Source organism: Pantoea sp. SM3640, assembly GCF_015654165.1.
Lineage (GTDB): Bacteria > Pseudomonadota > Gammaproteobacteria > Enterobacterales > Enterobacteriaceae > Pantoea > Pantoea vagans.
This window is the reverse complement of record NZ_CP064872.1, coordinates 2,076,790-2,098,787: the sequence shown is the minus strand read 5'-3', so window position 1 is coordinate 2,098,787 and position 21,998 is coordinate 2,076,790. Positions and strand designations below refer to the sequence as shown.

Genomic DNA, 21,998 nt, shown 5'->3' with positions numbered 1-21,998 from the left:
CGCCGTCAGGCCGGTCTGGCCTGACGGGTGCCGAGCGCATCCTCATCCAGCAACTGGCCAATGGCGAACTGTGCATCGCCGGGCCAGTGCCCGCCAAACACGTTAGCCCGGTTCAGCAGATAGTAGAGCTGGTAGACCGGCAGACGCTGCGAAAAACCATCCGGCAGGGGCCACACAGCCTGATAACCGTCATAAATCTGGCGGGGCAGGTCAGGGTACCAGCTCAGCATGGCTAAATCGCACTCACGGTCGCCCCAGTAGCAGGCGGGATCGAACAGCCAGGGGCCATTGTCACTGCTGGCGCAGTTAGCTGGCCAGAGATCACCATGCAGCAGCGACGGCTGCGGATGATGTGACGCAAGCACCCGCTGCACGGAGGCGATAATCAGCTCGGTATCCCCGTACTGAATTCCCTTTTCGGCCGCCAGCTGCAGCTGCCAGCCAATGCGCTGTTCGGCAAAAAAGACCGACCAGCGCCGCAGCCAGCTATTGGGCTGGGGCGTGGTGGTGATGTTGTTGTCGAAATCGAGGCCGAACTGCGTCTGTTCGCTCCACTGGTGCAGGTGCGCCAGCTGCTGACCCAGCTGATATGCACTCTGCTCATCAAGCGGCTGTGGCCTGATATATTCCAGCAACAGAAAGCTCTCCTCGCGATGATGACCCACACCATACACTTCTGGCACCCGAACCGTGCCGGTGCGCGCCAGCAAGGCAAGCTGGTCGGCTTCCCAGGTAAAAAGCGACAGCATCTCGCGGCTGTTACTTTTGACAAAGACATCGTGATCGCCGTAGCGAATATGCCAGGTGGGATGGATATCACCACCCGCAAGGGCGTGACGTTGAGTGATTTCGGCGTTGCCTAACTGCTCGCTTAACAGACGACTGATGGCTGACCACATAGGGCTATCCTCGTTGTTCGCTGCGTAAGTCCGATGCTGATGCCTGAATATTCACCAAAACCAGCGTGATTGCACCTTTTTATTCCGGCGCCGAGGTGGCGGGGCGATGACTGGCAGTGTCCCGCAGATACTCTTCAAAGGTGATGACAGTCACATCCGGTTTCTGACCCAGGGCGTTTTCACCGGCAGCCGCAACCTGCTGTCGCAGATCCTCAGCGTCCAGCGTACTGACAATGCCATAGCTGTTCGTGCCCAGCTCATGGGGATGGCCATTTTCATCGGCCAGCGTGGTGGTGAAACCGGCGGCGGTCATCGCGCTGGTCAGCTCCAGGATGTCACTTAATCCCGACTCCTGATAATGAAAGGTCACGATATAGCGGGTCAGGGCAGTGTTGCTCATAAGGCACCTCCGGGAAAGAGAAACTGAACTGAGCGTAGACTATGGTGAAAATTCAGGCGAATTATGAAAGAGATGCTGGGTGTCTGTCGTGACGCATAACGTAAATCAGTGTCAGGAGTACTGCCCATGACGTAAAAATCTTTCTGCCGTTACGTCTGGCTTTTCATTTGGGCAGCACTATAATGCGCGACGTTAATAAGATGAGTCCCAATTAACATGGGTTGTCAGGGTGATTCCAGGCATTTTGTGTAAGTTAATAATTTTTTACAAAACTTACCGTAAATTGCATTGAATGCCCGGCAAAACGCTTCAGACTCTCCGTTTTTTAAACAGTCGCACGGATCACATTTAATGAAAGCCTATAACAAGCTGTCTGCTGTTCTTCTGCTCTCCGCCGGAGCGTTTTGTCACCAGGCACTGGCCGATAACGCCGTATTCACCTCAATGGATGACCCTTCCACGGCTAAAAAGCCATTTGAAGGTTCTGCTTCTGCGGGATACCTGGCGCAAACCGGTAACACCACCAGTTCATCGCTGACTGCTCAGACCAATATGACCTGGTATCAGTCATCTATGGCCTACAGCTTGTGGGGTAACGCAGCGAACACCTCGTCAAATGATGAACGCTCTTCAGAGACGTACAACATCGGTGGTCGTTCACGCTATAACCTCAACTCCTATGACTACCTGTTTGGCCAGGCGAGCTGGTTAAGCGATCGTTTCAATGGTTACGATTCACGTGACGTGCTGACTGCCGGTTACGGTCGTCAGATCCTGAACGGTCCAGTGCACTCGCTGCGTGCGGAATTTGGTCCGGGTGTACGTTATGACGATTACCACGCTGGCGGTCATCAGACCAAGGCGCTGGGCTATGGCGCTGTGAGCTATCAGTGGCAGCTGACCGATACCACCAAATTTATTCAGGGCGTATCCGTGCTGAGCAGCTTCGGTGAAGACACCACGGTGAACTCTGAAACCGGCCTGCAGGTCGCTATCAATAGCCACTTCGCGCTGAAGCTGGCTTACAACGTCACCTGGAACAACAATCCGGCTGAGTCTGCGCCAGATCGCACCGACACCAAAACCTCAATCATGCTCTCTTACGCGATGTAAGCGCATTTTTGCCTGCGGCAAGCCCGGCGGTCTGACACTGTGTGTCAGGCCGCTTTTTTTTTTCGCTCCATGGCTTAGCGAAAAGGGGATGGTTTTTCTCGTCGGCGAAAACTGCTATCATCTGCTCCGCACTGCAATCCTGGCGACATTCCGACAATGTGGGTCTGATATCACGCCAGGTCACTCATTTTACATTACGTTGCATGTAAGCTTTCGTGTGGCTTACCACTGCAAATAAGGACATGAAATGCCTGTAATTACGCTTCCTGATGGCAGCCAGCGCGTGTTTGACCGCCCTGTCAGTGTCATGGATATTGCGCTGGACATCGGTCCAGGTCTGGCGAAAGCCTGTATCGCTGGCCGCGTTAACGGTGAACTGGTTGATGCTGCTGATCCCATCACCGACGATGCCGCTGTTGCGATCATTACCGCAAAAGATGAAGCGGGTCTGGAAATTATCCGTCACTCCTGTGCGCACCTGTTAGGGCACGCAATTAAACAGCTGTGGCCGGATACCAAAATGGCGATCGGCCCGGTCATTGATAACGGCTTCTATTATGATGTCGACATCGATCGTACCCTGACCCAGGAAGATATCGACCTGCTGGAAAAACGCATGCATCAGTTGGCTGAAACCAACTACGATGTGGTGAAGAAAAAGGTCAGCTGGCAGGAAGCACGCGACGTCTTTGCGGCGCGCGGCGAAATCTACAAGACCACTATTCTTGATGAAAACATCAGCCATGACGATAAGCCTGGCCTGTATCATCACGAAGAATATGTCGACATGTGCCGCGGTCCGCACGTGCCGAACATGCGGTTCTGCCATCATTTTAAACTGCAGAAGATCTCCGGTGCCTACTGGCGCGGCGACAGCAGCAACAAAATGCTGCAGCGTATTTATGGCACCGCATGGGCAGACAAAAAGCAGCTGGCAGCCTATCTGCAGCGTCTGGAAGAGGCGGCGAAGCGTGACCATCGTAAGATTGGTAAGCAGCTGGATCTCTACCACATGCAGGAAGAAGCACCCGGTATGGTCTTCTGGCATAATGACGGCTGGACCATCTTCCGCGAGCTGGAAGTGTTTGTCCGCAGCAAATTAAAAGAGTACCAGTACCAGGAAGTGAAAGGTCCGTTCATGATGGACCGCGTCCTGTGGGAAAAAACCGGGCACTGGGAAAACTATAAAGAAGCAATGTTCACCACCTCATCTGAGAACCGTGAATACTGCATCAAACCGATGAACTGTCCTGGACACGTTCAGATCTTTAATCAGGGTCTGAAATCCTACCGTGACCTGCCGCTGCGTATGGCAGAGTTTGGTAGCTGTCACCGTAATGAGCCATCAGGTGCGCTGCACGGTCTGATGCGCGTTCGCGGCTTTACCCAGGATGATGCACACGTCTTCTGTACAGAAGAGCAGGTGCGTGACGAAGTGAACAGCTGTATCCGCATGGTTTATGACATGTACAGCACCTTCGGCTTTGAAAAGATTGTGGTGAAGTTATCCACCCGTCCTGAGAAGCGCATCGGTACAGATGAGATGTGGGATCGTGCCGAGGAAGACCTGGCCGCTGCGCTGAACGAAAACAACATTGAGTTTGAGTTCCAGCCAGGTGAAGGCGCGTTCTACGGCCCTAAAATTGAGTTCACTTTGTACGATTGTCTTGATCGCGCCTGGCAGTGCGGAACAGTTCAGCTAGACTTCTCCCTGCCAAAACGCCTTGAAGCAACCTACGTGGGTGAAAACAACGACCGTCAGACGCCAGTGATGATTCACCGTGCGATTCTGGGATCGATGGAGCGCTTCATCGGTATTCTTACCGAAGAATTCGCCGGTTTCTTCCCAACCTGGCTGGCACCGCTGCAAGTTGTGGTAATGAATATTACCGACGGACAAGCGGAATATGTTGAGTCTTTGACGCGTAAGCTGCAGAATGCTGGCATTCGTGTGAAGGCAGACTTGAGAAATGAGAAGATAGGCTTTAAAATCCGCGAGCACACATTACGTCGCGTCCCTTATATGTTGGTCTGCGGTGATAAAGAGGTGGAATCTGGCAAAGTTGCCGTTCGCACCCGCCGTGGTAAAGACCTGGGATCGATGGATGTCGATCTGTTTGTTGAGAAACTTCAACAAGAGATTCGCAGCCGAAATCTTCACCAATTGGAGGAATAAAGTATTAAAGGCGGAAAACGAGTACTACCGACGCGTCCGAACAAAATTAACAGTGAAATCCGCGCAACTGAAGTGCGCTTAACGGGCATGGATGGCGAGCCGATTGGCATTGTCACATTACGCGAAGCTCTGGAAAAAGCCGAGGAAGCGGGCGGCGACTTAGTCGAAATCAGCCCGAATGCCGAACCGCCGGTCTGCCGCATTATGGATTACGGCAAGTTCCTCTATGAAAAAAGCAAATCTTCTAAGGAACAGAAGAAGAAGCAAAAAGTTATTCAGGTTAAGGAAATCAAATTCCGTCCTGGAACCGATGATGGCGACTATCAGGTCAAACTACGCAACCTGATTCGCTTTCTGGAAGATGGCGATAAAGCCAAAATCACGCTCCGCTTCCGCGGTCGTGAGATGGCGCACCAGCAGATCGGTATGGAAGTGCTTAACCGCGTCCGTAAAGACCTGTGTGAAGATCTGGATTTGGCCATTGTCGAATCCTTCCCTTCGAAGATCGAAGGCCGCCAGATGATCATGGTGCTCGCTCCTAAGAAGAAACAGTAGGCTTTCAAGTAGCAATGACCGCGCAGCGTTCGCGCAGTGCGGTTATCTGTTCGCCTGTCTGGGTCATGTTATTAACAATGCGAAGTGGATATTTTTAAAATGCCAAAGATTAAAACTGTACGTGGCGCGGCTAAGCGCTTCAAGAAGACCGCTTCTGGCGGCTTCAAGCGTAAACACGCAAACCTGCGTCATATTCTGACTAAAAAATCTACTAAGCGTAAACGTCACCTGCGCCCTAAAGGCATGGTGTCAAAAGGCGATCTGGGTCTGGTTATTGCCTGCCTGCCGTACGCATAAGTAAATTTTTTTCATTAATTCAGAATATTAAACAGGAGAGCTAAATGGCTCGTGTAAAACGTGGTGTAGTTGCTCGCGCACGTCACAAAAAAATCTTAAAACAAGCTAAAGGCTATTACGGTGCACGTTCACGTGTTTACCGTGTTGCTTTCCAGGCTGTTATCAAAGCTGGTCAGTATGCTTACCGTGACCGTCGTCAGCGTAAGCGTCAGTTCCGTCAGCTGTGGATCGCGCGTATCAACGCAGCGGCGCGTCAGAACGGCATGTCTTACAGCCGTTTCATCAATGGTCTGAAAAAAGCAGCCATTGAGATTGACCGTAAGATCCTGGCCGACATCGCCGTATTCGACAAAGTGGCATTCTCTGCACTGGTCGAAAAAGCGAAATCAGCCCTGGCGTAAGTCAGATGGAAAAGGGAGCTTGCTCCCTTTTTTATTGCCTGTAACTTACGCAAAAGATTGACATTTTCGTCGCTGAGCTTTTCAATAGACCCCCTGTATCGCATGACAAGGTAACCGCAAGCATGAATGCTGCTATTTTCCGTTTCTTTTTTTACTTTAGCGCCTGACATTCGGGGGCTTTTGCGCATAAGAGAAGAAACGAAAAATCGCGCTAAAAGCCTCCCTCGTGGAGGCTTTTTTGTTTCTGGCGCTAGCATATTGGACCGGCAGGTCCCAACGAGAACTGACCAGCCTGACTGGAAAAAGAGGAAACTATGTCCCAACTCGCAGAACTGGTGGCCAGCGCCACGGCGGCCATCGACGGGGCGACGGATATCGCCGCCCTTGACGCGGTGCGCGTCGAATACCTGGGTAAGAAAGGACATCTGACACTGCAGATGACGACGTTACGCGAGCTGCCAGCAGAAGAGCGTCCTGCAGCGGGTGCGGTAATCAACGAAGCGAAGCAGCAGGTCACCGATCGACTGAATGCCCGTAAAGATGCACTGGAAACCGCGGTGCTGAATGCCCGTCTGGCTGAAGAGACCATTGATGTCTCTCTGCCGGGTCGTCGTATCGAGAATGGCGGTCTGCATCCGGTCACCCGCACCATGGATCGCATTGAGACCTTCTTTGGCGAGTTAGGCTTTGGCGTGGTAACAGGGCCCGAAATTGAAGATGATTATCATAACTTCGATGCGCTGAATATTCCTGCGCACCACCCGGCGCGTGCCGATCACGATACCTTCTGGTTCGACGCCACGCGTCTGCTGCGTACGCAGACCTCTGGCGTGCAGATCCGCACCATGCAGGCTCAGCAGCCGCCTATCCGTATTATTGCGCCAGGCCGCGTCTACCGTAACGATTATGACCAGACGCACACGCCGATGTTCCATCAGATGGAAGGGCTGATCGTGGATAAAAACATCAGCTTTACCAACCTGAAAGGCACACTGCACGATTTCCTGAACAACTTCTTCGAAGAAGATTTGCAGATTCGCTTCCGTCCTTCTTATTTCCCGTTCACTGAGCCATCGGCAGAAGTGGATGTTATGGGTAAAAACGGCAAGTGGCTGGAAGTGCTGGGTTGCGGCATGGTGCACCCTAACGTGCTGCGCAACGTCGGCATCGATCCGGAAGTTTATTCCGGTTTCGCCTTTGGTATGGGCATGGAGCGTCTGACCATGTTGCGTTATGGCGTGACCGATCTGCGTGCTTTCTTCGAAAATGATTTACGTTTCCTCAAACAATTTAAGTAAGGGCAGGATATCCAATGAAATTCAGTGAACTCTGGTTACGCGAATGGGTAAATCCAGCCCTGGACAGCGCTGCGCTGTCTGAACAAATCACCATGGCCGGTCTGGAAGTGGACGGCGTTGATGCCGTCGCCGGTGCGTTCCATGGCGTTGTGGTTGGTGAAGTCGTGGAGTGCGGTCAGCACCCCAATGCCGACAAGCTGCGTGTCACCAAAATCAACGTCGGTGGCGATCGCCTGCTGGATATCGTCTGTGGCGCGCCGAACTGCCGTCAGGGACTGAAAGTTGCTGTCGCGACCGTCGGCGCTGTGCTGCCAGGTGATTTCAAAATCAAAGCGGCTAAACTGCGTGGCGAGCCCTCTGAAGGGATGCTCTGCTCGTTCTCCGAGCTGGGTATTTCCGACGATCACAACGGCATCATCGAATTGCCTTCTGACGCGCCCGTTGGCACCGATATCCGCGCGTACCTGCAGCTGGACGACAACACCATTGAAATCAGCGTCACGCCTAACCGCGCCGACTGTCTGGGTCTGATCGGTATCGCCCGTGATGTTGCCGTGCTCAACGGCCTGCCGCTGAAGGTGCCGGAGATGCAGCCGGTCGCGGCGACGCTTAACGACACGTTCCCGATTCAGGTTGACGCGCCAGAAGCCTGTCCGCGCTATCTGGGCCGTGTCGTGAAAGGAATTAACGTTAAGGCAGCTACGCCACTGTGGATGAAAGAGAAGCTGCGTCGCTGCGGCATTCGCTCTATCGATCCTGTCGTCGATATCACCAACTACGTTCTGCTGGAGCTGGGTCAGCCAATGCACGCCTTCGACCTTGACCGTATTGATGGCGGTATCGTGGTGCGCATGGCGAAAGAGGGCGAAAAGCTGACGCTGCTGGATGGCACTGAAGCCACCCTGCAGAGTGATACTTTAGTGATCGCCGATCATCAGAAAGCGCTGGCGATGGCCGGAATCTTTGGTGGCGAACATTCGGGTGTGAACGGCGAAACGCAGAACATCCTGTTCGAGTGTGCGTACTTTGATCCGCTCTCTATCACTGGCCGCGCCCGTCGTCACGGTCTGCATACCGACGCGTCTCATCGCTACGAGCGTGGCGTTGACCCGGCGCTGCAACATACCGCGCTGGAGCGTGCTACCCAACTGCTGCTGTCCATCTGCGGCGGTGAAGCAGGCCCGATCATCGATCAGACCCATCAGGCAGCCCTGCCTGTCCCGGCGACCATTACGCTGCGTCGCGAAAAGCTGGACCGTCTGATTGGTCACGTGATTGCGGATGAGCAGGTTACCGACATTCTGACGCGTCTCGGCTGTGACGTGACGGCAGGTGAAGGGCAGTGGCAGGCCGTCGCGCCGAGCTGGCGCTTCGATATGGCCATTGAAGAAGATCTGGTCGAAGAAGTGGCCCGTATTTATGGCTACAACAATATTCCTGATGTACCTGTTCAGGCCGGTCTGGTCATGACCCGTCACCGTGAAGCGAATCTGTCGCTGAAACGCGCGAAAAACCTGCTGGTGGATAAAGGTTATCAGGAAGCGATTACCTATAGCTTCGTCGATCCGAAAATCCAGCAGCTGCTGCATCCGGGTGAAGAGGCGCTGTTACTGCCAAGCCCGATCTCCAGTGATATGTCGACCATGCGTCTGTCACTCTGGACCGGTCTGCTCAGTGCGGTGGTCTATAACCAGAACCGTCAGCAGAGCCGTGTACGTCTGTTCGAGAGCGGCTTACGCTTTGTGCCAGATACGCAGGCGGATTTAGGCATCCGTCAGGATCTTATGCTGGCTGGCGTCATCAGCGGCAACCGTGTTGAAGAGCACTGGGATCTGGCGCGTCAGACAGTTGACTTCTATGATTTGAAAGGCGATTTAGAGTCGCTGCTCGATTTAACCGGCAAACTGGATGAGATTAGCTTCCGGGCTGAGGCGAATCCGGCGTTGCATCCAGGACAGAGCGCGGCGATTTATTTGCATGATGAACATATCGGATTTATCGGCGTTGTACATCCTGAGCTGGAACGTAAGCTTGATCTCAATGGCCGCACCTTAGTCTTTGAACTGCTTTGGAATAAGGTCGCAGACCGCGTCCTGCCTGACGCGCGCGAGATTTCTCGCTTCCCGGCGAACCGCCGTGATATTGCCGTTGTAGTGGCTGAAAACGTCCCTGCAGCAGATATCATTGCGGAGTGTAAGAAAGTTGGCGTAAATCAGGTAGTTGGCGTAAACTTGTTTGACGTGTACCGCGGTAAGGGCGTTTCTGAGGGCTACAAGAGCCTCGCAATCAGCCTGATTTTGCAGGATACCAGCCGGACACTCGAAGAAGAGGAGATTGCCGCGACCGTTGGCAAATGCGTTGCGGCATTAAAAGAGCGATTCCAGGCAACCTTGAGGGATTGAACCTATGGCGCTTACAAAAGCTGAGATGTCAGAGTACCTGTTTGAGAAACTCGGGCTGAGCAAACGCGATGCCAAAGAGTTAGTAGAGCTGTTTTTCGAAGAGGTACGTCGCGCTTTGGAAAATGGAGAACAGGTAAAACTGTCTGGGTTTGGTAATTTTGACCTGCGTGACAAGAACCAGCGTCCTGGCAGAAACCCGAAAACGGGTGAAGATATTCCGATTACTGCGCGTCGCGTAGTAACGTTCCGTCCAGGACAGAAGCTGAAAAGCCGCGTAGAGAACGCTACACCCAAAGAGACTGACTGAATTTCAGCGTTTCAAAAAGGCCGCGAAAGCGGCCTTTTTTCATAATGACAGCATGCAGCATTACCGCTCATCCTATCCTTTAGAGTCCAGGCTACCCCGGTGCATACCGCCTTATCAGCCTTTCTTTTTTCACCAATCCCTCTACAATCAAATCACTGTTTTCTCAGCTAATCCCGCTTATGTCTCTGCTCGACACGTTCGCGCGCCAGGCCGATCAACGCGGCCAGAAATGGCTGATTGCGCTCGCCCTTATGCTCTCTGCACTGCTCTGTCTCAGCCTCTGTGCCGGGGACAGCTGGATCGCGCCCTCTGCGTGGTTCAGCGATAGCGGACAGCTCTTTGTCTGGCAATTGCGGCTGCCCCGCAGTCTGGCGGTCGTCCTGGTGGGGGCGTCGCTGGCAGTATGCGGCGTGGTGATGCAGGCGCTGTTTACCAATCCGCTGGCGGAGCCAGGCCTGCTCGGCGTTTCGAACGGCGCAGGTATCGGTCTGGTGCTCGGCGTGCTGCTGGGCAGCGGCTCGCTGTGGAGTCTGGGGCTGGCGGCGATGGCCGGTGCGCTGATAATTACGCTAATCCTGCTGCATTTTGCCCATCGTCAGCTCTCGGTCACCCGGCTGTTGCTGACCGGCGTGGCGCTGGGGATTATCTGCAGTGCCATCATGACCTGGGCGGTCTACTTCAGCACCAGTCTCGATCTGCGTCAGCTGATGTACTGGATGATGGGCGGATTCAGCGGCATTGACTGGCGCTATGGCTGGATGATGCTGGCACTGCTGCCGGTGATGCTCGCGCTGGGGGCGACCGGGCCGATTCTCAATCTGCTGGCCCTGGGCGAGACGTCCGCCCGTCAGCTCGGGCTGTCACTTTTCTACTGGCGTAACCTGCTGGTACTGGCGATGGGCTGGCTGGTGGGCATCAGCGTCGCGATGGCCGGCGCCATTGGCTTTGTCGGGCTTGTTATCCCGCATCTGCTGCGTCTGAGCGGCATCAGCGATCACCGCTATCTGCTGCCGGCATCGGCGCTGGCGGGCGCGGCGGTGCTTCTGGCCGCCGATATCGTGGCACGTCTGGCACTGACGTCAGCGGAGTTGCCGATAGGCGTCGTGACGGCGACACTGGGCGCGCCACTGTTTATTATTTTACTGGTGAAATCTTCGCGCTAGCTTCGGCTGGCTACTCTGCATCCACAACCGCATCCATTACAGGAAAAAGCATGAATATTTATGAGACTGAACTGGTTACGCTCGACGGGGAAAAAACCACGCTGTCACAGTGGCAGGGCAAAGTCCTGCTGGTCGTCAACGTTGCCTCGAAATGTGGCCTGACGCCGCAATACGAAGAGCTGGAGAATCTGCAGAAAGCCTGGCAGGATCAGGGCTTCAGCGTCCTCGGTTTCCCCTGCAATCAGTTTCTGGAGCAGGAACCGGGCAGCAGTGAGGAGATCAAAACTTTCTGCAGCACCACCTATGGCGTAACGTTCCCGCTGTTTGCCAAAACCGAGGTTAATGGCCCGGCGCGTCATCCGCTCTATGCGCAGCTGATCGCGGCCCGGCCTGACGCGGTGCGTCCGGAAGGCAGCGGTTTTTACGAACGTATGGAGAGTAAAGGGCGCGCGCCGAAAGAGCAGGGCGACATCCTGTGGAACTTTGAAAAGTTCCTGATTGGCCGTGACGGTAGTGTGATTCAGCGTTTTGCACCTGACATGACCCCGGAAGATCCCATCATTCTGGAAACGATTAAACAGGCGCTGGCAAAATAGATGCTGTTGCGCCTGCAACAGGCTGCCGTCCCCGGACGGCTGCTGCCACTGACCGGCGAGCTTGCCGCCGGTCAGTTGCTGCACATTGCAGGCCCGAACGGAGCCGGTAAAAGCACCTTACTGAGTGTCATTGCGGGGCTGCAACCCGCCTCCGGCACGGTGCTGCTGGACGAAAAGGCGCTGAGTGACTGGAACGGCGCGGCACTGTCAAGGGGGCGCGGCTGGCTGCCACAGCAGCAGGCCCCACTGAGTCAGATGCCGGTCTGGCACTATCTGCGTCTGCACCTGAAACCGGTGGGGCCACAGGCCGATGCCTGTCTCAGCATGCTGCTGCAGCGGCTTCAGCTGCAGGATAAGTTATCGCGTTCACTAACCCGGCTCTCCGGCGGGGAATGGCAGCGCGTCCGGCTGGCAGCCGTCTGTGCCCAGATCGATCCTTACATCAACCCCTGCGGGCGGCTGCTGATTCTTGATGAGCCGTTGACGGCGCTGGATATCGGCCAGCAAAAAGCGGTGGACGATCTGATTGCGGCGCTGTGCGCGTCGGGTGTTAGTGTTGTCGCCAGCAGTCACGATCTTAACCACAGTCTGCAGCAGGCAGACAGGGTCTGGCTGATGGATAGCGGGCAGGTGATCGCGCAGGGCGAACCTTCAGAGGTTCTGACGCCGCAGCGCCTGACACTGCTCTACCAGATTGCTTTCCGGCAGATTGAACTTGAAGGACGCACGCTGCTGACCGTTCTGCCCTGACACTTGCTACCTGGCGGGCTTTACCGCTACATTATGCCGGTTGCAACTTATGATAAGGACATTTGGCGATGCGCCTGGGTTTGCTGATTTTAGTTCTGCTGCTGACGGGATGCAGTCATCACGCCCCGCCGATTAATGGCCGTCTTTCCGATTCAATCACCGTGATAGCGGAACTGAACGATCAGCTCGGTCACTGGCGCGGTACGCCTTATCGTTATGGCGGCATGAGTCGTAACGGCGTTGACTGCTCCGGCTTTGTCTATCTGACCTTCCGCGATAAATTTGCATTGCAACTGCCGCGCACCACCTCAGCCCAAAGCGATATTGGCACCCGCATCAGCAAAGATGAACTGCTGCCAGGCGATCTGGTCTTTTTCAAAACCGGACGCGGTGAAAATGGCCTGCATGTGGGCATCTATGATACCGATAACGCTTTTATCCACGCCTCGACCAGTCAGGGCGTCATTCGCTCCTCACTCGACAATGTCTACTGGCGAAAAGTGTTCTGGCAGGCTCGCCGTATTTAACAGCACCTTCGCGAAATCAGACTTAAGTCCAATTTTAAATAGAGTTAAAACAACGAGTAAAAGTTTTATTTTAAATGAACGTTTAGGACGAGTATTTTAATAAACAGAATAATGGCTGATTTAATTCCACTAATAACCGGTGTTTTATCACTACTATTTGGCTTAAGCGTGATCGGTTGTTGCCAAACGGAAATGGAAGGGTAAAGAAGTTCGTCTCTTCAATGATTTGGCACTATTGCCTGCGGCTGACCATTCCTATACGATATCCCTATCGCCGCATATTCTGGCATTAAAATGAAAATTCATCTCTCGGCCGACTATCAGTCGGAAATCTGGTTTTATCCTGTCTGTGATGTTGATGGACGGTTGACCGCTGTCGAGCTGGTAACGCAGTTTGTGCATGAAAGTGCGCCCATCACCCTGCCTCAGGATCTGCTGCTTCCCCAGCTTGATGAGTCGCAGCAGTTACGTCTGCTGCAAAGCCAGGTTGGATTGCTGGAGCAGAATCGCGGATTATTTGAAGCGCATTCCGTGTCAGCTTTTATCCGTATTGATGAAGGCATGGCCCGGACGCTGCTTGCCAGTGAATTAGTCATGCGCAAAATAAAACAGCTGCCTTTCATTCTATTGAATATCACTGAAACGTTTCCGCAACTCAAGCTGGGCAAAAATAATCCGCTGCTGGCGAGCCTGCATGCTGAGTTTAATTTAGCGCTTTCACATTTTGGCGCGGGCAAAACACCCTCTAATGCGGTCTACGATAATTTATTCAGCTGCATCTGTCTCGACAAAGAATTTATTCACTCGCTGGCAAAACGCGCTTCATTTGTGCCATTTATTCAGAGCATTATTGATAATTTCCGCGCCCATTGTGACCGGCTGATTATTTGCGGCATTGATGACGAAGTGCTGTTCGATAAAATCAGCCAACTGAATGGTGCCGATTTTCAGGGTGCGCTCTTCCCGGTGGTAAAATCTGACGCACTGCGTTCACTGCTCTGTGCCGACGAGCGCATGCCATCCTCTCAGCATCCCGGCTGACAGAACCTGTTAATCCCTGCTATCAGCGTTACACTAAAGGACTAACCTACGTATCGCTGAGTATCGCATGGGAGAAACAATGTCCGCAGGCAAGGCCTCTTTTGACAACACCTGGTTCCGTGAGCTGACCGGATGTTATACCGCGCTGAACCCCACGCCGCTGGCAGGCGGACGCCTGCTGTATCACAACGCACCGCTTGCAACCTCAATGGGGCTGGATAGCGCGCTCTTTGAAGGTCACGGTCACGATGTCTGGCACGGTGCGGCACTGCTGCCCGGCATGCAGCCGCTGGCGCAGGTCTACAGTGGCCATCAGTTTGGTGTCTGGGCGGGTCAGCTCGGTGACGGGCGCGGTATCCTGCTGGGTGAACAGCGTCTGGATGATGGCAGCAAACTTGACTGGCATCTCAAGGGGGCAGGCCTGACGCCTTATTCCCGCATGGGCGATGGTCGTGCCGTAATCCGTTCCAGCGTCCGTGAGTTTCTCGCCTCGGAAGCGCTGCACCATCTGGGTATCCCCACCACGCGCGCACTCACTCTGTCGATAGGCGATGAGCCGGTCTACCGCGAAACCACTGAGCGTGGCGCGATGCTGATGCGCATTTCACCGAGCCACCTGCGTTTCGGTCATTTCGAGCATTTCTTTTACAGTCAGCAGCAGGAGAAAGTGCAGCAACTGGCTGACTACGCCATTCGTCATCACTGGCCGCATCTGGAAGAGGAAGCGGACCGCTATCAACAGTGGTTTACCGACATTGTGTTACGCACCGCGCGCCTGATTGCGTTGTGGCAGAGCGTGGGTTTTGCGCATGGCGTCATGAATACTGACAATATGTCGATCCTTGGCCTGACCATCGACTATGGCCCGTTTGGTTTTCTGGATGATTATCAGCCTAACTTTATCTGTAATCACAGCGACTATCAGGGGCGCTACAGCTTTGAAAATCAGCCGATGATTGGCATGTGGAATCTTAACCGTCTGGCGCATGCGCTGTCGGGTCTGCTGACCACTGAGCAGTTGCGGACGGCGCTGAGCGCCTATGAGCCTGAACTGATGCGCGTCTGGGGTGAGAGGATGCGGGCGAAGCTTGGTCTGCTGACGCAGCAGAGCAGCGACAATCAGATTCTGACCGATCTGCTGGCGCTGATGACGCAGGAGCACAGTGATTACACCCTGACGTTCCGGCTGCTGAGTGAAACCCAACAGGCTGAAAGCCGCTCACCGCTGCGCGACGAGTTCATCGATCGTGAGGCATTTGATGGCTGGTATCAGCGTTATCGTAGTCGTCTCATGGATGAGCAGGTTAGTGATGAAGAACGGCAGACTGTGATGAAGGCGGCAAATCCGGCTGTCATTTTGCGCAACTATCTGGCACAACAGGTGATTGAAGAGGCGGAGCGGGGAGAGCAGGGGGCGCTGGCCCGTCTGCATCAGGCGTTACAGCGGTCCTTCAGTGATGAGACAGCCGCTGAGTATCGTCAGCGGCCGCCAGACTGGGGCAAAACCTTAGAGGTGAGTTGCTCCAGCTAATAAAGACTCAGAGGCGGTGAGAAACCGCCTCGGCCAGCAGGGCGAGCACCTTCTCGCTCTCCTGCCAGCCAAGGCAGGGATCGGTAATCGACTGGCCGTAAACCAGCGGTTCACCGCTTACCACTTTCTGATTGCCTTCTTCCAGGAAGCTTTCAATCATTACACCGGCAACGGCCCGCGATCCTGATTTAATCTGCTCTGCTACCTCTGCCGCCACATCCATCTGACGACGATGCTGCTTCAGACAGTTGCCGTGACTGAAATCGATCACCAGCTGCTCTGGCAGATTAAAGGCCGCCAGACTCTCAGCGGCGGCGGCGACATCGCTGGCGTGATAGTTAGGCTGTTTACCGCCTCGCAGGATCACATGACCATGCGGGTTGCCACTGGTCTGGTAGATAGTCATCTGACCCAGTTTATCCGGCGACAGGAACATGTGGCTGGCGCGTGCGGCGCGAATCGCATCCACCGCGATCTGCACGTTTCCATCGGTGCCGTTTTTAAAGCCGACCGGGCAGGAGAGGGCTGAGGCCATTTCGCGGTGGATCTGGCTTTCGGTGGTACGTGCGCCAATCGCGCCCCAGCTGATGAGGTCAGCAATAAACTGGCCGATCACCATATCCAGAAATTCTGTGGCGGTGGGCAGGCCCAGCGCGTTGATATCAATCAGCAGCTTGCGGGCAATGCCGATACCCCGGTTCACATCGTAGCTGCCATCCAGGTCCGGATCGGAGATTAACCCTTTCCAGCCTACGACGGTGCGTGGCTTCTCGAAGTAGGCACGCATCACAATCTCCAGCCGATCTTCATAGCGGCTGCGTAACGCGTTCAGACGCGCGGCATACTCCAGGGCTGCTTTCGGGTCGTGCAGCGAGCAGGGCCCGATCACTACCAGCAGGCGCGGATCGTCACCCGTCAATATACGGGCGATACGTTTACGGGCAGCGGTAACGTTGTCTGCAATCGCCGGAGAGACAGGATGTTCAGCCGCCAGACTGGCGGGGGTAATCAGACTACCAATGCGTGCGGTACGCAGTTCGTCGGTTTTGTTCATGAGTTTCTCGAAAACGGTTCTTCGCAGCGGTGAAATACCGGGAAGTGATGGTGGTCACAATAAACCATTAGTCTGCGAATTCAACCCGTGATTTGATAATGAAATCAAAACCCACGGCAGCGGCGCTTTACATCTTTGACCCGATTCCCTTTCAGTACATACGGCGCGTCAGGCCCATGATGTCGAGAATTTTGGTGGCAATCTCTTCGACCGAGTAGTTAGTGCTGTTGAGATAGCGGATCTGATGGGTGCGAAACAGCGCTTCGACTTCGCCTACTTCCAGCCGGCACTGGCGCATTGAGGCGTAGCGGGTATTTTCCGCCCGTTCCTGCCGTATTGCTGCCAGCCGTTCCGGATCGATGGTCAGCCCGAACAGTTTATTCTGATGGACGCGCAGCGCGGGCGGCAGTTTAAGATTATCCATATCGTCGGCAATAAAGGGGTAGTTGGCGGCACGAATACCAAACTGCATCGCCAGATAGAGGCTGGTGGGTGTTTTGCCACAGCGCGAAACGCCTAACAGAATGACCTGCGCATCTTCCAGCCCGCGCAGCGAGATGCCGTCATCATGCGCCAGGGCGTAATCGATCGCCGCAATACGTGCGTCATATTTCCCCAGATTACTGGCGTCCAGTCCGTGGGTGCGGTGTGCCACCGGCGCAGGCGATAAGCCCAGCTCCTGCTGAAGGGGAGCCACCAGCGCCTGCACGATATCCTGACAAAACCCCTCACTCTGCACGATAATGTCGCGCACCTCTGGCGTGACAATGGAGAAGAACACCAGCGGCCGCACGCCGCTCTGCTGATAGAGCGCGTTAATCTGGGCTTTAACCGCCAGCGCCCGCTGGACATTTTCCACAAATGGCAACGTCAGGCTGGTGATATTGACTGGAAACTGCGACAGCACCGCATGGCCCAGGACTTCAGCTGTAATCGCTGTGCCATCGGAGATATAAAAAACGCTTCTGTCAGTTGTCATAATGAATTCAGCCTCAGCCAGGAGTGAGCCATCAGCATGAGCGATGCGACTTAATAAATCATCTCTGATTTTAATTTCTGGAATGTCTGTCCGGATTATTTGTCTGCAGTTTCATCACGCTAATAAAAATGAAAAGGCGTTTCGAGTCGCCGGAATTCTTTTCAAACCGGGAACGGGCCACAAATAGCCCTGCGTCTGTTGCGCAACAAAAAGGAATGCTTAAGTGGCTGAAAATCTTCCATTTCCTGTCACATCAATCAGTTAGCGAAAAATAGCGACTTTGCGCAACAGCATAATAATCCGCTCACAATTCCGAAACTGCGGCTGAAATTCTGCTTTAACGATTCAACAGATCGTTATTGATGGGGTGATATGCCAGGCTGAAAACAGCTAACTCTCTGTGTCCATTCATTGATAATTGATAAAGGATAAGCGCGATGTCCACTCAGGAACAGCCATTGGTGCTCTGGTATAACCAGCTTGGTATGCATGATGTTGATCGGGTAGGCGGTAAAAACGCCTCTTTAGGTGAAATGATAACGAATCTGTCGTCGCTGGGCGTTTCCGTGCCAAATGGTTTTGCGACCACGTCGTACGCCTTTAACCTGTTTCTCGATCAAAGCGGGCTGAACCAGCGAATTTATGCGCTGCTGGATGAGACGGATATTGATGATGTTGATGCGCTGGCAAAAGCGGGTAAACAGATTCGTCAGTGGGTGGTGGAAACGCCGTTTCTGCCGGAACTGGAGTCCGCCATTCTGGACGCTTATCAGCAACTCTCTGCCGATGATGCGGCCGCGTCGTTTGCCGTCCGCTCCTCTGCCACCGCCGAAGATATGCCCGACGCCTCCTTTGCCGGCCAGCAGGAAACCTTCCTGAATGTGCAGGGCATCGACGCCGTGATGGTGGCGGTCAAGCATGTCTTTGCTTCACTGTTTAATGACCGTGCTATCTCCTACCGCGTGCATCAGGGCTACGACCATCGTGGCGTGGCGCTCTCTGCCGGCATACAGCGCATGGTGCGTTCGGACCTTGCCTCGTCAGGTGTGATGTTCACCATTGATACCGAATCAGGCTTTGATCAGGTGGTCTTCATCACCGCCGCCCTGGGACTGGGTGAGATGGTGGTGCAGGGCGCTGTTAACCCGGATGAGTTCTATGTTCACAAGCCAACGCTGGCGGCCGATCGTCCCTCTATCGTGCGTCGCAATATGGGCTCGAAAAAGGTGCGCATGGTGTATGCCGATTCTCAGGCGCATGGCGAACAGGTACGCATCGAAGATGTGCCTGAGGCCGAACGCGACCGATTCTGCCTGAACGATGAGGAAGTGCAGGCGCTGGCGAAGCAGGCAGTGCTGATCGAGCAGCACTATCAGCGGCCGATGGATATTGAGTGGGCCAAAGATGGACACACCGGCAAACTGTTCATTGTTCAGGCGCGTCCTGAAACCGTGCGCTCAAATGGCCAGGTAATGGAGCGTTATACGCTGCAGGGTCAGGGCAGCGTCGTCGTTGAAGGGCGTGCCATCGGTCATCGTATCGGCGCAGGCGTGGTGAAGGTCATCCACGATATCAGCGAAATGAACCGCATTGAAAAAGGCGATGTGCTGGTGACGGACATGACCGACCCGGACTGGGAACCGATCATGAAAAAGGCGTCAGCCATTGTCACTAATCGTGGCGGACGAACCTGCCATGCGGCGATCATCGCGCGTGAATTGGGTATTCCGGCGGTAGTAGGTTGTGGCGACGCCACCGATCGGCTGAGAGAGGGCCATCAGGTCACCGTCTCCTGCGCCGAGGGCGACACCGGCTACGTCTATGATCAACTGCTCGACTTCGACGTCACCAGTTCGCAGGTCGATTCGCTGCCTGCGCTGCCGCTGAAGATTATGATGAACGTAGGTAACCCCGATCGTGCTTTTGATTTCGCCTGTCTGCCGAACGAAGGTGTTGGCCTGGCGCGGCTGGAATTTATTATTAACCGAATGATTGGCGTTCACCCGAAAGCGCTGCTTGAATTTGAACAGCAGACGCCGGAACTGCAGCAGCAGATCCGTAAAATGATGAAAGGATTTGATAATCCGGTAGAGTTTTACATCGCTCGCCTGACGGAGGGAATTGCCACGCTTGGTGCAGCATTTGCACCGAAACGCGTAATTGTCCGACTTTCCGATTTTAAAACCAATGAATATGCCAACCTCGTTGGCGGCGAACGCTATGAGCCGGAAGAAGAAAACCCGATGCTCGGATTCCGTGGTGCAGGTCGCTATGTGGCGGATAACTTCCGCGACTGCTTTGCGCTGGAGTGTGAAGCGGTAAAGCGCGTTCGCAACGAGATGGGTCTTACTAACGTCGAAATCATGGTGCCGTTTGTGCGCACGGTGGATCAGGCGCAGGCCGTGGTGGAGGAGCTGGCCCGGCAGGGGTTGAAGCGCGGTGAGAACGGGCTGAAGATCATCATGATGTGCGAGATCCCGTCAAATGCGCTGTTGGCAGAGCAGTTCCTGCAGCACTTTGATGGCTTCTCAATCGGCTCCAACGACATGACCCAGCTGACGCTGGGGCTGGATCGCGATTCCGGCGTCGTCTCCGCGCTGTTTGACGAACGTAACGAAGCCGTGAAAGCACTGCTATCCATGGCGATCAGGGCCGCGAAGCAGCAGGGTAAATATGTCGGAATCTGTGGTCAGGGGCCGTCAGACCATCAGGATTTTGCCGCATGGCTGATGGAAGAGGGCATTGATAGCCTGTCGCTGAACCCGGACACTGTAGTGGAAACGTGGGTGAGTCTGGCACAGTTAAACAAAACCGCCTGACGACGCTTGCAGAAATGATGAAAGGCCCGCACTGCGGGCCTTTTTCTGTTTATAGCTGGTCATATTCAGGCAAAAAAAAAGCCCATCACAGGGGATGGGCAAAGACTACACACAGCAATTCTTTACTCTACTCAGGGGAATCAGGTTGTTTGAAAATCATTAGCTTGATTTCGAACATAGGAAACATGTTATTCATACCGCTGGCTGGCGTCTTTAAGAATCCTCTTATTAGTTTAAAGCCGATAATCTTTTGTCACCTTTACTTCGCCGTTTGACTTAAGAAACAGTGCAGAAAGTAATCTTTTTTAGGCCAGAAAGGTCAAATAAAGGCCAAAGATGGCTTTTTTCTTAAAAATCGCTAATGGAAAACAAAATCTGGCGAGTCTCTGAGAAGGAGTGCGGCTAATCATCATTAACCGCACTAATCAATGCTCACAGGATAGAGTGACACAGCGTGTCATTGCTGTGAATCAGACGGCTGGTGGGGTACCCTCATGATCGGCCAGGGCTTCAGCCACGGCCAGTGGGTCATTATCGGGAGCTGGCGCTTCATGAACCCAGACGGAAACCAGACGGTAGGAAACAGCCAGCACCACTGGCCCGATAAACAGACCAATCATGCCGAAGGCAAACAGGCCACCTATTACGCCAGAGAGGATCAGGATCATCGGCAGGTCTGCACCCATCCGGATTAACATCGGACGCAGGACGTTATCCATCGTGCCCACCACACAACTCCAGACCAGCAGCACGGTTCCCCAGGTGGTATCGCCGCTCCAGTAGAGATAGATAATAGCCGGGACCAGCACCAGAAGCGGGCCGAGCTGAACCAGACAGCAGAGGATCATCAGCACCGTTAACAGCGTGGCATAGGGGATACCGGAGATCGCCAGACCGATACCGCCCAGCACGCCCTGCACCAGCGCCGTCACCACCACGCCAAGCGCCACGGCACGAATGGACTGTGCCGCCAGCAGCACGGCGGCATCACCGCGTCGTCCCGCCATGCGGAAAGCAAAATGACGAATGCCCTGTGCAGCCTGCTCGCCGCGCCAGTAAAGCAGCACACTGAACAGCAACATCACGCCCAGATGGATCATAAAGCGGCCGAAATGACCGGCCTGCGCGACAAAAAAGCCGGTAGTACGGCCAATGTAGGGCTGGATTTTAGCCATGATGCCGGCACCGCCGCTCGCCACCAGCGTGTCATAACTGACATAAAGCTTTTTGCCGACCATCGGCACATCCCTGAGCCACAGCAACTGCGGCATCGTATGCCCCTGGGTAACCCAGGCGATGACCGGGGCACTGTTATCGATCAGGCTGCTGACCAGCAGTGCGATAGGGATGATAAACAGCAGCAACAGCAGCATGGTCATCACGATCACCGCCAGCGAACGGCGTCCCCACAACAGGCGCTGGAATTTCAGCATCAATGGCCAGGTCGCAATTACCACCATGCTGGCCCAGGCAAAGCCCAGAATAAACGGCTGCACCACCCATAAACAGGCGACAATCAGCAGCAGAATGAACATCAGGGTAAAGAGTATTTGCGGTAAATCCATATCCCGGTACTGGCTTTTCATCATTGACTCATAACCTCGTCTTAATCCTTCATTTCAGGGCATTCGGATGCCCGTTTTTATCATGATCTATTTGCCAGGGTTTAAACAGCGTCGCGGAGAAAGGT

At 54.2% G+C, this 21,998-nt stretch carries 21 protein-coding genes, 1 other RNA gene and 1 other annotated feature; of the genes, 16 read left to right on the top strand and 6 right to left on the bottom strand.

Annotated features, from left to right (window positions below):
• Window positions 1-5: 5 nt before the first annotated feature.
• Window positions 6-899, bottom strand: a complete 894-nt coding sequence (locus IV493_RS09755) for a fructosamine kinase family protein (protein ID WP_013357677.1) — start codon at window positions 897-899, stop codon at window positions 6-8.
• 79 nt (window positions 900-978) lie between these two features.
• A complete protein-coding gene (gene ghoS, locus IV493_RS09750) occupies window positions 979-1,299 on the bottom strand; it encodes a type V toxin-antitoxin system endoribonuclease antitoxin GhoS (RefSeq protein WP_013357678.1) in 321 nt (106 codons plus the stop codon).
• Window positions 1,300-1,650: 351 nt separating this feature from the next.
• Here ghoS and IV493_RS09745 point away from each other — a divergent pair, with 351 nt between their 5' ends.
• From IV493_RS09745 to IV493_RS09675, 15 genes are all read left to right on the top strand, one after another.
• Window positions 1,651-2,412 (top strand): YdiY family protein, encoded by a 762-nt coding sequence (locus IV493_RS09745; protein WP_013357679.1) that lies wholly within the window; start codon window positions 1,651-1,653, stop codon window positions 2,410-2,412.
• 247 nt (window positions 2,413-2,659) lie between these two features.
• A complete protein-coding gene (thrS, locus tag IV493_RS09740) occupies window positions 2,660-4,588 on the top strand; it encodes a threonine--tRNA ligase (protein ID WP_013357680.1) in 1,929 nt (642 codons plus the stop codon).
• A gap of 3 nt (window positions 4,589-4,591) precedes the next feature.
• Window positions 4,592-5,143 (top strand): translation initiation factor IF-3, encoded by a 552-nt coding sequence (gene infC / locus IV493_RS09735; RefSeq protein WP_033732471.1) that lies wholly within the window; start codon window positions 4,592-4,594, stop codon window positions 5,141-5,143.
• A 99-nt stretch (window positions 5,144-5,242) separates the two neighbouring features.
• Window positions 5,243-5,440, top strand: a complete 198-nt coding sequence (rpmI, locus tag IV493_RS09730) for a 50S ribosomal protein L35 (protein WP_004157374.1) — start codon at window positions 5,243-5,245, stop codon at window positions 5,438-5,440.
• A 44-nt stretch (window positions 5,441-5,484) separates the two neighbouring features.
• Window positions 5,485-5,841: a 50S ribosomal protein L20 gene (gene rplT / locus IV493_RS09725; protein ID WP_003853267.1), complete on the top strand. Its 357-nt coding sequence runs from the start codon at window positions 5,485-5,487 to the stop codon at window positions 5,839-5,841.
• A 117-nt stretch (window positions 5,842-5,958) separates the two neighbouring features.
• Window positions 5,959-6,084: a sequence feature (Phe leader region), on the top strand.
• A complete protein-coding gene (gene pheM / locus IV493_RS09720) occupies window positions 5,964-6,008 on the top strand; it encodes a pheST operon leader peptide PheM (protein WP_106120997.1) in 45 nt (14 codons plus the stop codon). It overlaps the preceding feature by 45 nt.
• 71 nt (window positions 6,085-6,155) lie before the next feature.
• Complete coding sequence (gene pheS, locus IV493_RS09715) at window positions 6,156-7,139, top strand: phenylalanine--tRNA ligase subunit alpha (RefSeq protein ID WP_013357682.1); 984 nt, start codon at window positions 6,156-6,158, stop codon at window positions 7,137-7,139.
• Window positions 7,140-7,153: 14 nt separating this feature from the next.
• Window positions 7,154-9,541: a phenylalanine--tRNA ligase subunit beta gene (gene pheT, locus IV493_RS09710; protein WP_195857052.1), complete on the top strand. Its 2,388-nt coding sequence runs from the start codon at window positions 7,154-7,156 to the stop codon at window positions 9,539-9,541.
• A gap of 4 nt (window positions 9,542-9,545) precedes the next feature.
• Complete coding sequence (ihfA, locus tag IV493_RS09705; protein WP_003853259.1) at window positions 9,546-9,848, top strand: integration host factor subunit alpha; 303 nt, start codon at window positions 9,546-9,548, stop codon at window positions 9,846-9,848.
• A 179-nt stretch (window positions 9,849-10,027) separates the two neighbouring features.
• On the top strand, window positions 10,028-11,011 hold the full coding sequence (gene btuC / locus IV493_RS09700; protein ID WP_013357684.1) for a vitamin B12 ABC transporter permease BtuC: 984 nt from the start codon (window positions 10,028-10,030) through the stop codon (window positions 11,009-11,011).
• Window positions 11,012-11,061: 50 nt separating this feature from the next.
• Window positions 11,062-11,607 (top strand): glutathione peroxidase, encoded by a 546-nt coding sequence (locus IV493_RS09695; protein WP_013357685.1) that lies wholly within the window; start codon window positions 11,062-11,064, stop codon window positions 11,605-11,607.
• Window positions 11,608-12,357: a vitamin B12 ABC transporter ATP-binding protein BtuD gene (gene btuD, locus IV493_RS09690; protein ID WP_195857051.1), complete on the top strand. Its 750-nt coding sequence runs from the start codon at window positions 11,608-11,610 to the stop codon at window positions 12,355-12,357. It begins immediately after the preceding gene.
• Window positions 12,358-12,425: 68 nt separating this feature from the next.
• Window positions 12,426-12,884, top strand: coding sequence for a C40 family peptidase (locus IV493_RS09685; protein WP_013357687.1), 459 nt, complete (start codon window positions 12,426-12,428; stop codon window positions 12,882-12,884).
• A 294-nt stretch (window positions 12,885-13,178) separates the two neighbouring features.
• Window positions 13,179-13,925 carry an EAL domain-containing protein gene (locus IV493_RS09680; protein ID WP_195857050.1) on the top strand — a complete coding sequence of 249 codons (747 nt, stop codon included), beginning with the start codon at window positions 13,179-13,181 and terminating at the stop codon, window positions 13,923-13,925.
• A gap of 79 nt (window positions 13,926-14,004) precedes the next feature.
• Window positions 14,005-15,456 (top strand): protein adenylyltransferase SelO, encoded by a 1,452-nt coding sequence (locus IV493_RS09675; protein WP_195857049.1) that lies wholly within the window; start codon window positions 14,005-14,007, stop codon window positions 15,454-15,456.
• A gap of 7 nt (window positions 15,457-15,463) precedes the next feature.
• Here IV493_RS09675 and IV493_RS09670 read toward each other — a convergent pair whose 3' ends face one another.
• On the bottom strand, window positions 15,464-16,510 hold the full coding sequence (locus IV493_RS09670) for a 3-deoxy-7-phosphoheptulonate synthase (RefSeq protein ID WP_013357690.1): 1,047 nt from the start codon (window positions 16,508-16,510) through the stop codon (window positions 15,464-15,466).
• 151 nt (window positions 16,511-16,661) lie between these two features.
• On the bottom strand, window positions 16,662-17,489 hold the full coding sequence (locus IV493_RS09665) for a pyruvate, water dikinase regulatory protein (RefSeq protein ID WP_107319617.1): 828 nt from the start codon (window positions 17,487-17,489) through the stop codon (window positions 16,662-16,664).
• A 437-nt stretch (window positions 17,490-17,926) separates the two neighbouring features.
• Here IV493_RS09665 and ppsA point away from each other — a divergent pair, with 437 nt between their 5' ends.
• Window positions 17,927-20,308, top strand: coding sequence for a phosphoenolpyruvate synthase (gene ppsA / locus IV493_RS09660; RefSeq protein ID WP_195857048.1), 2,382 nt, complete (start codon window positions 17,927-17,929; stop codon window positions 20,306-20,308).
• A gap of 70 nt (window positions 20,309-20,378) precedes the next feature.
• Here the strand turns inward: ppsA and rprA are convergent.
• An RNA gene (gene rprA / locus IV493_RS09655) (antisense sRNA RprA) lies at window positions 20,379-20,486 on the bottom strand.
• A gap of 292 nt (window positions 20,487-20,778) precedes the next feature.
• Window positions 20,779-21,897 (bottom strand): AI-2E family transporter YdiK, encoded by a 1,119-nt coding sequence (ydiK, locus tag IV493_RS09650; protein WP_013357693.1) that lies wholly within the window; start codon window positions 21,895-21,897, stop codon window positions 20,779-20,781.
• Between the last annotated feature and the right edge of the window lie 101 nt (window positions 21,898-21,998).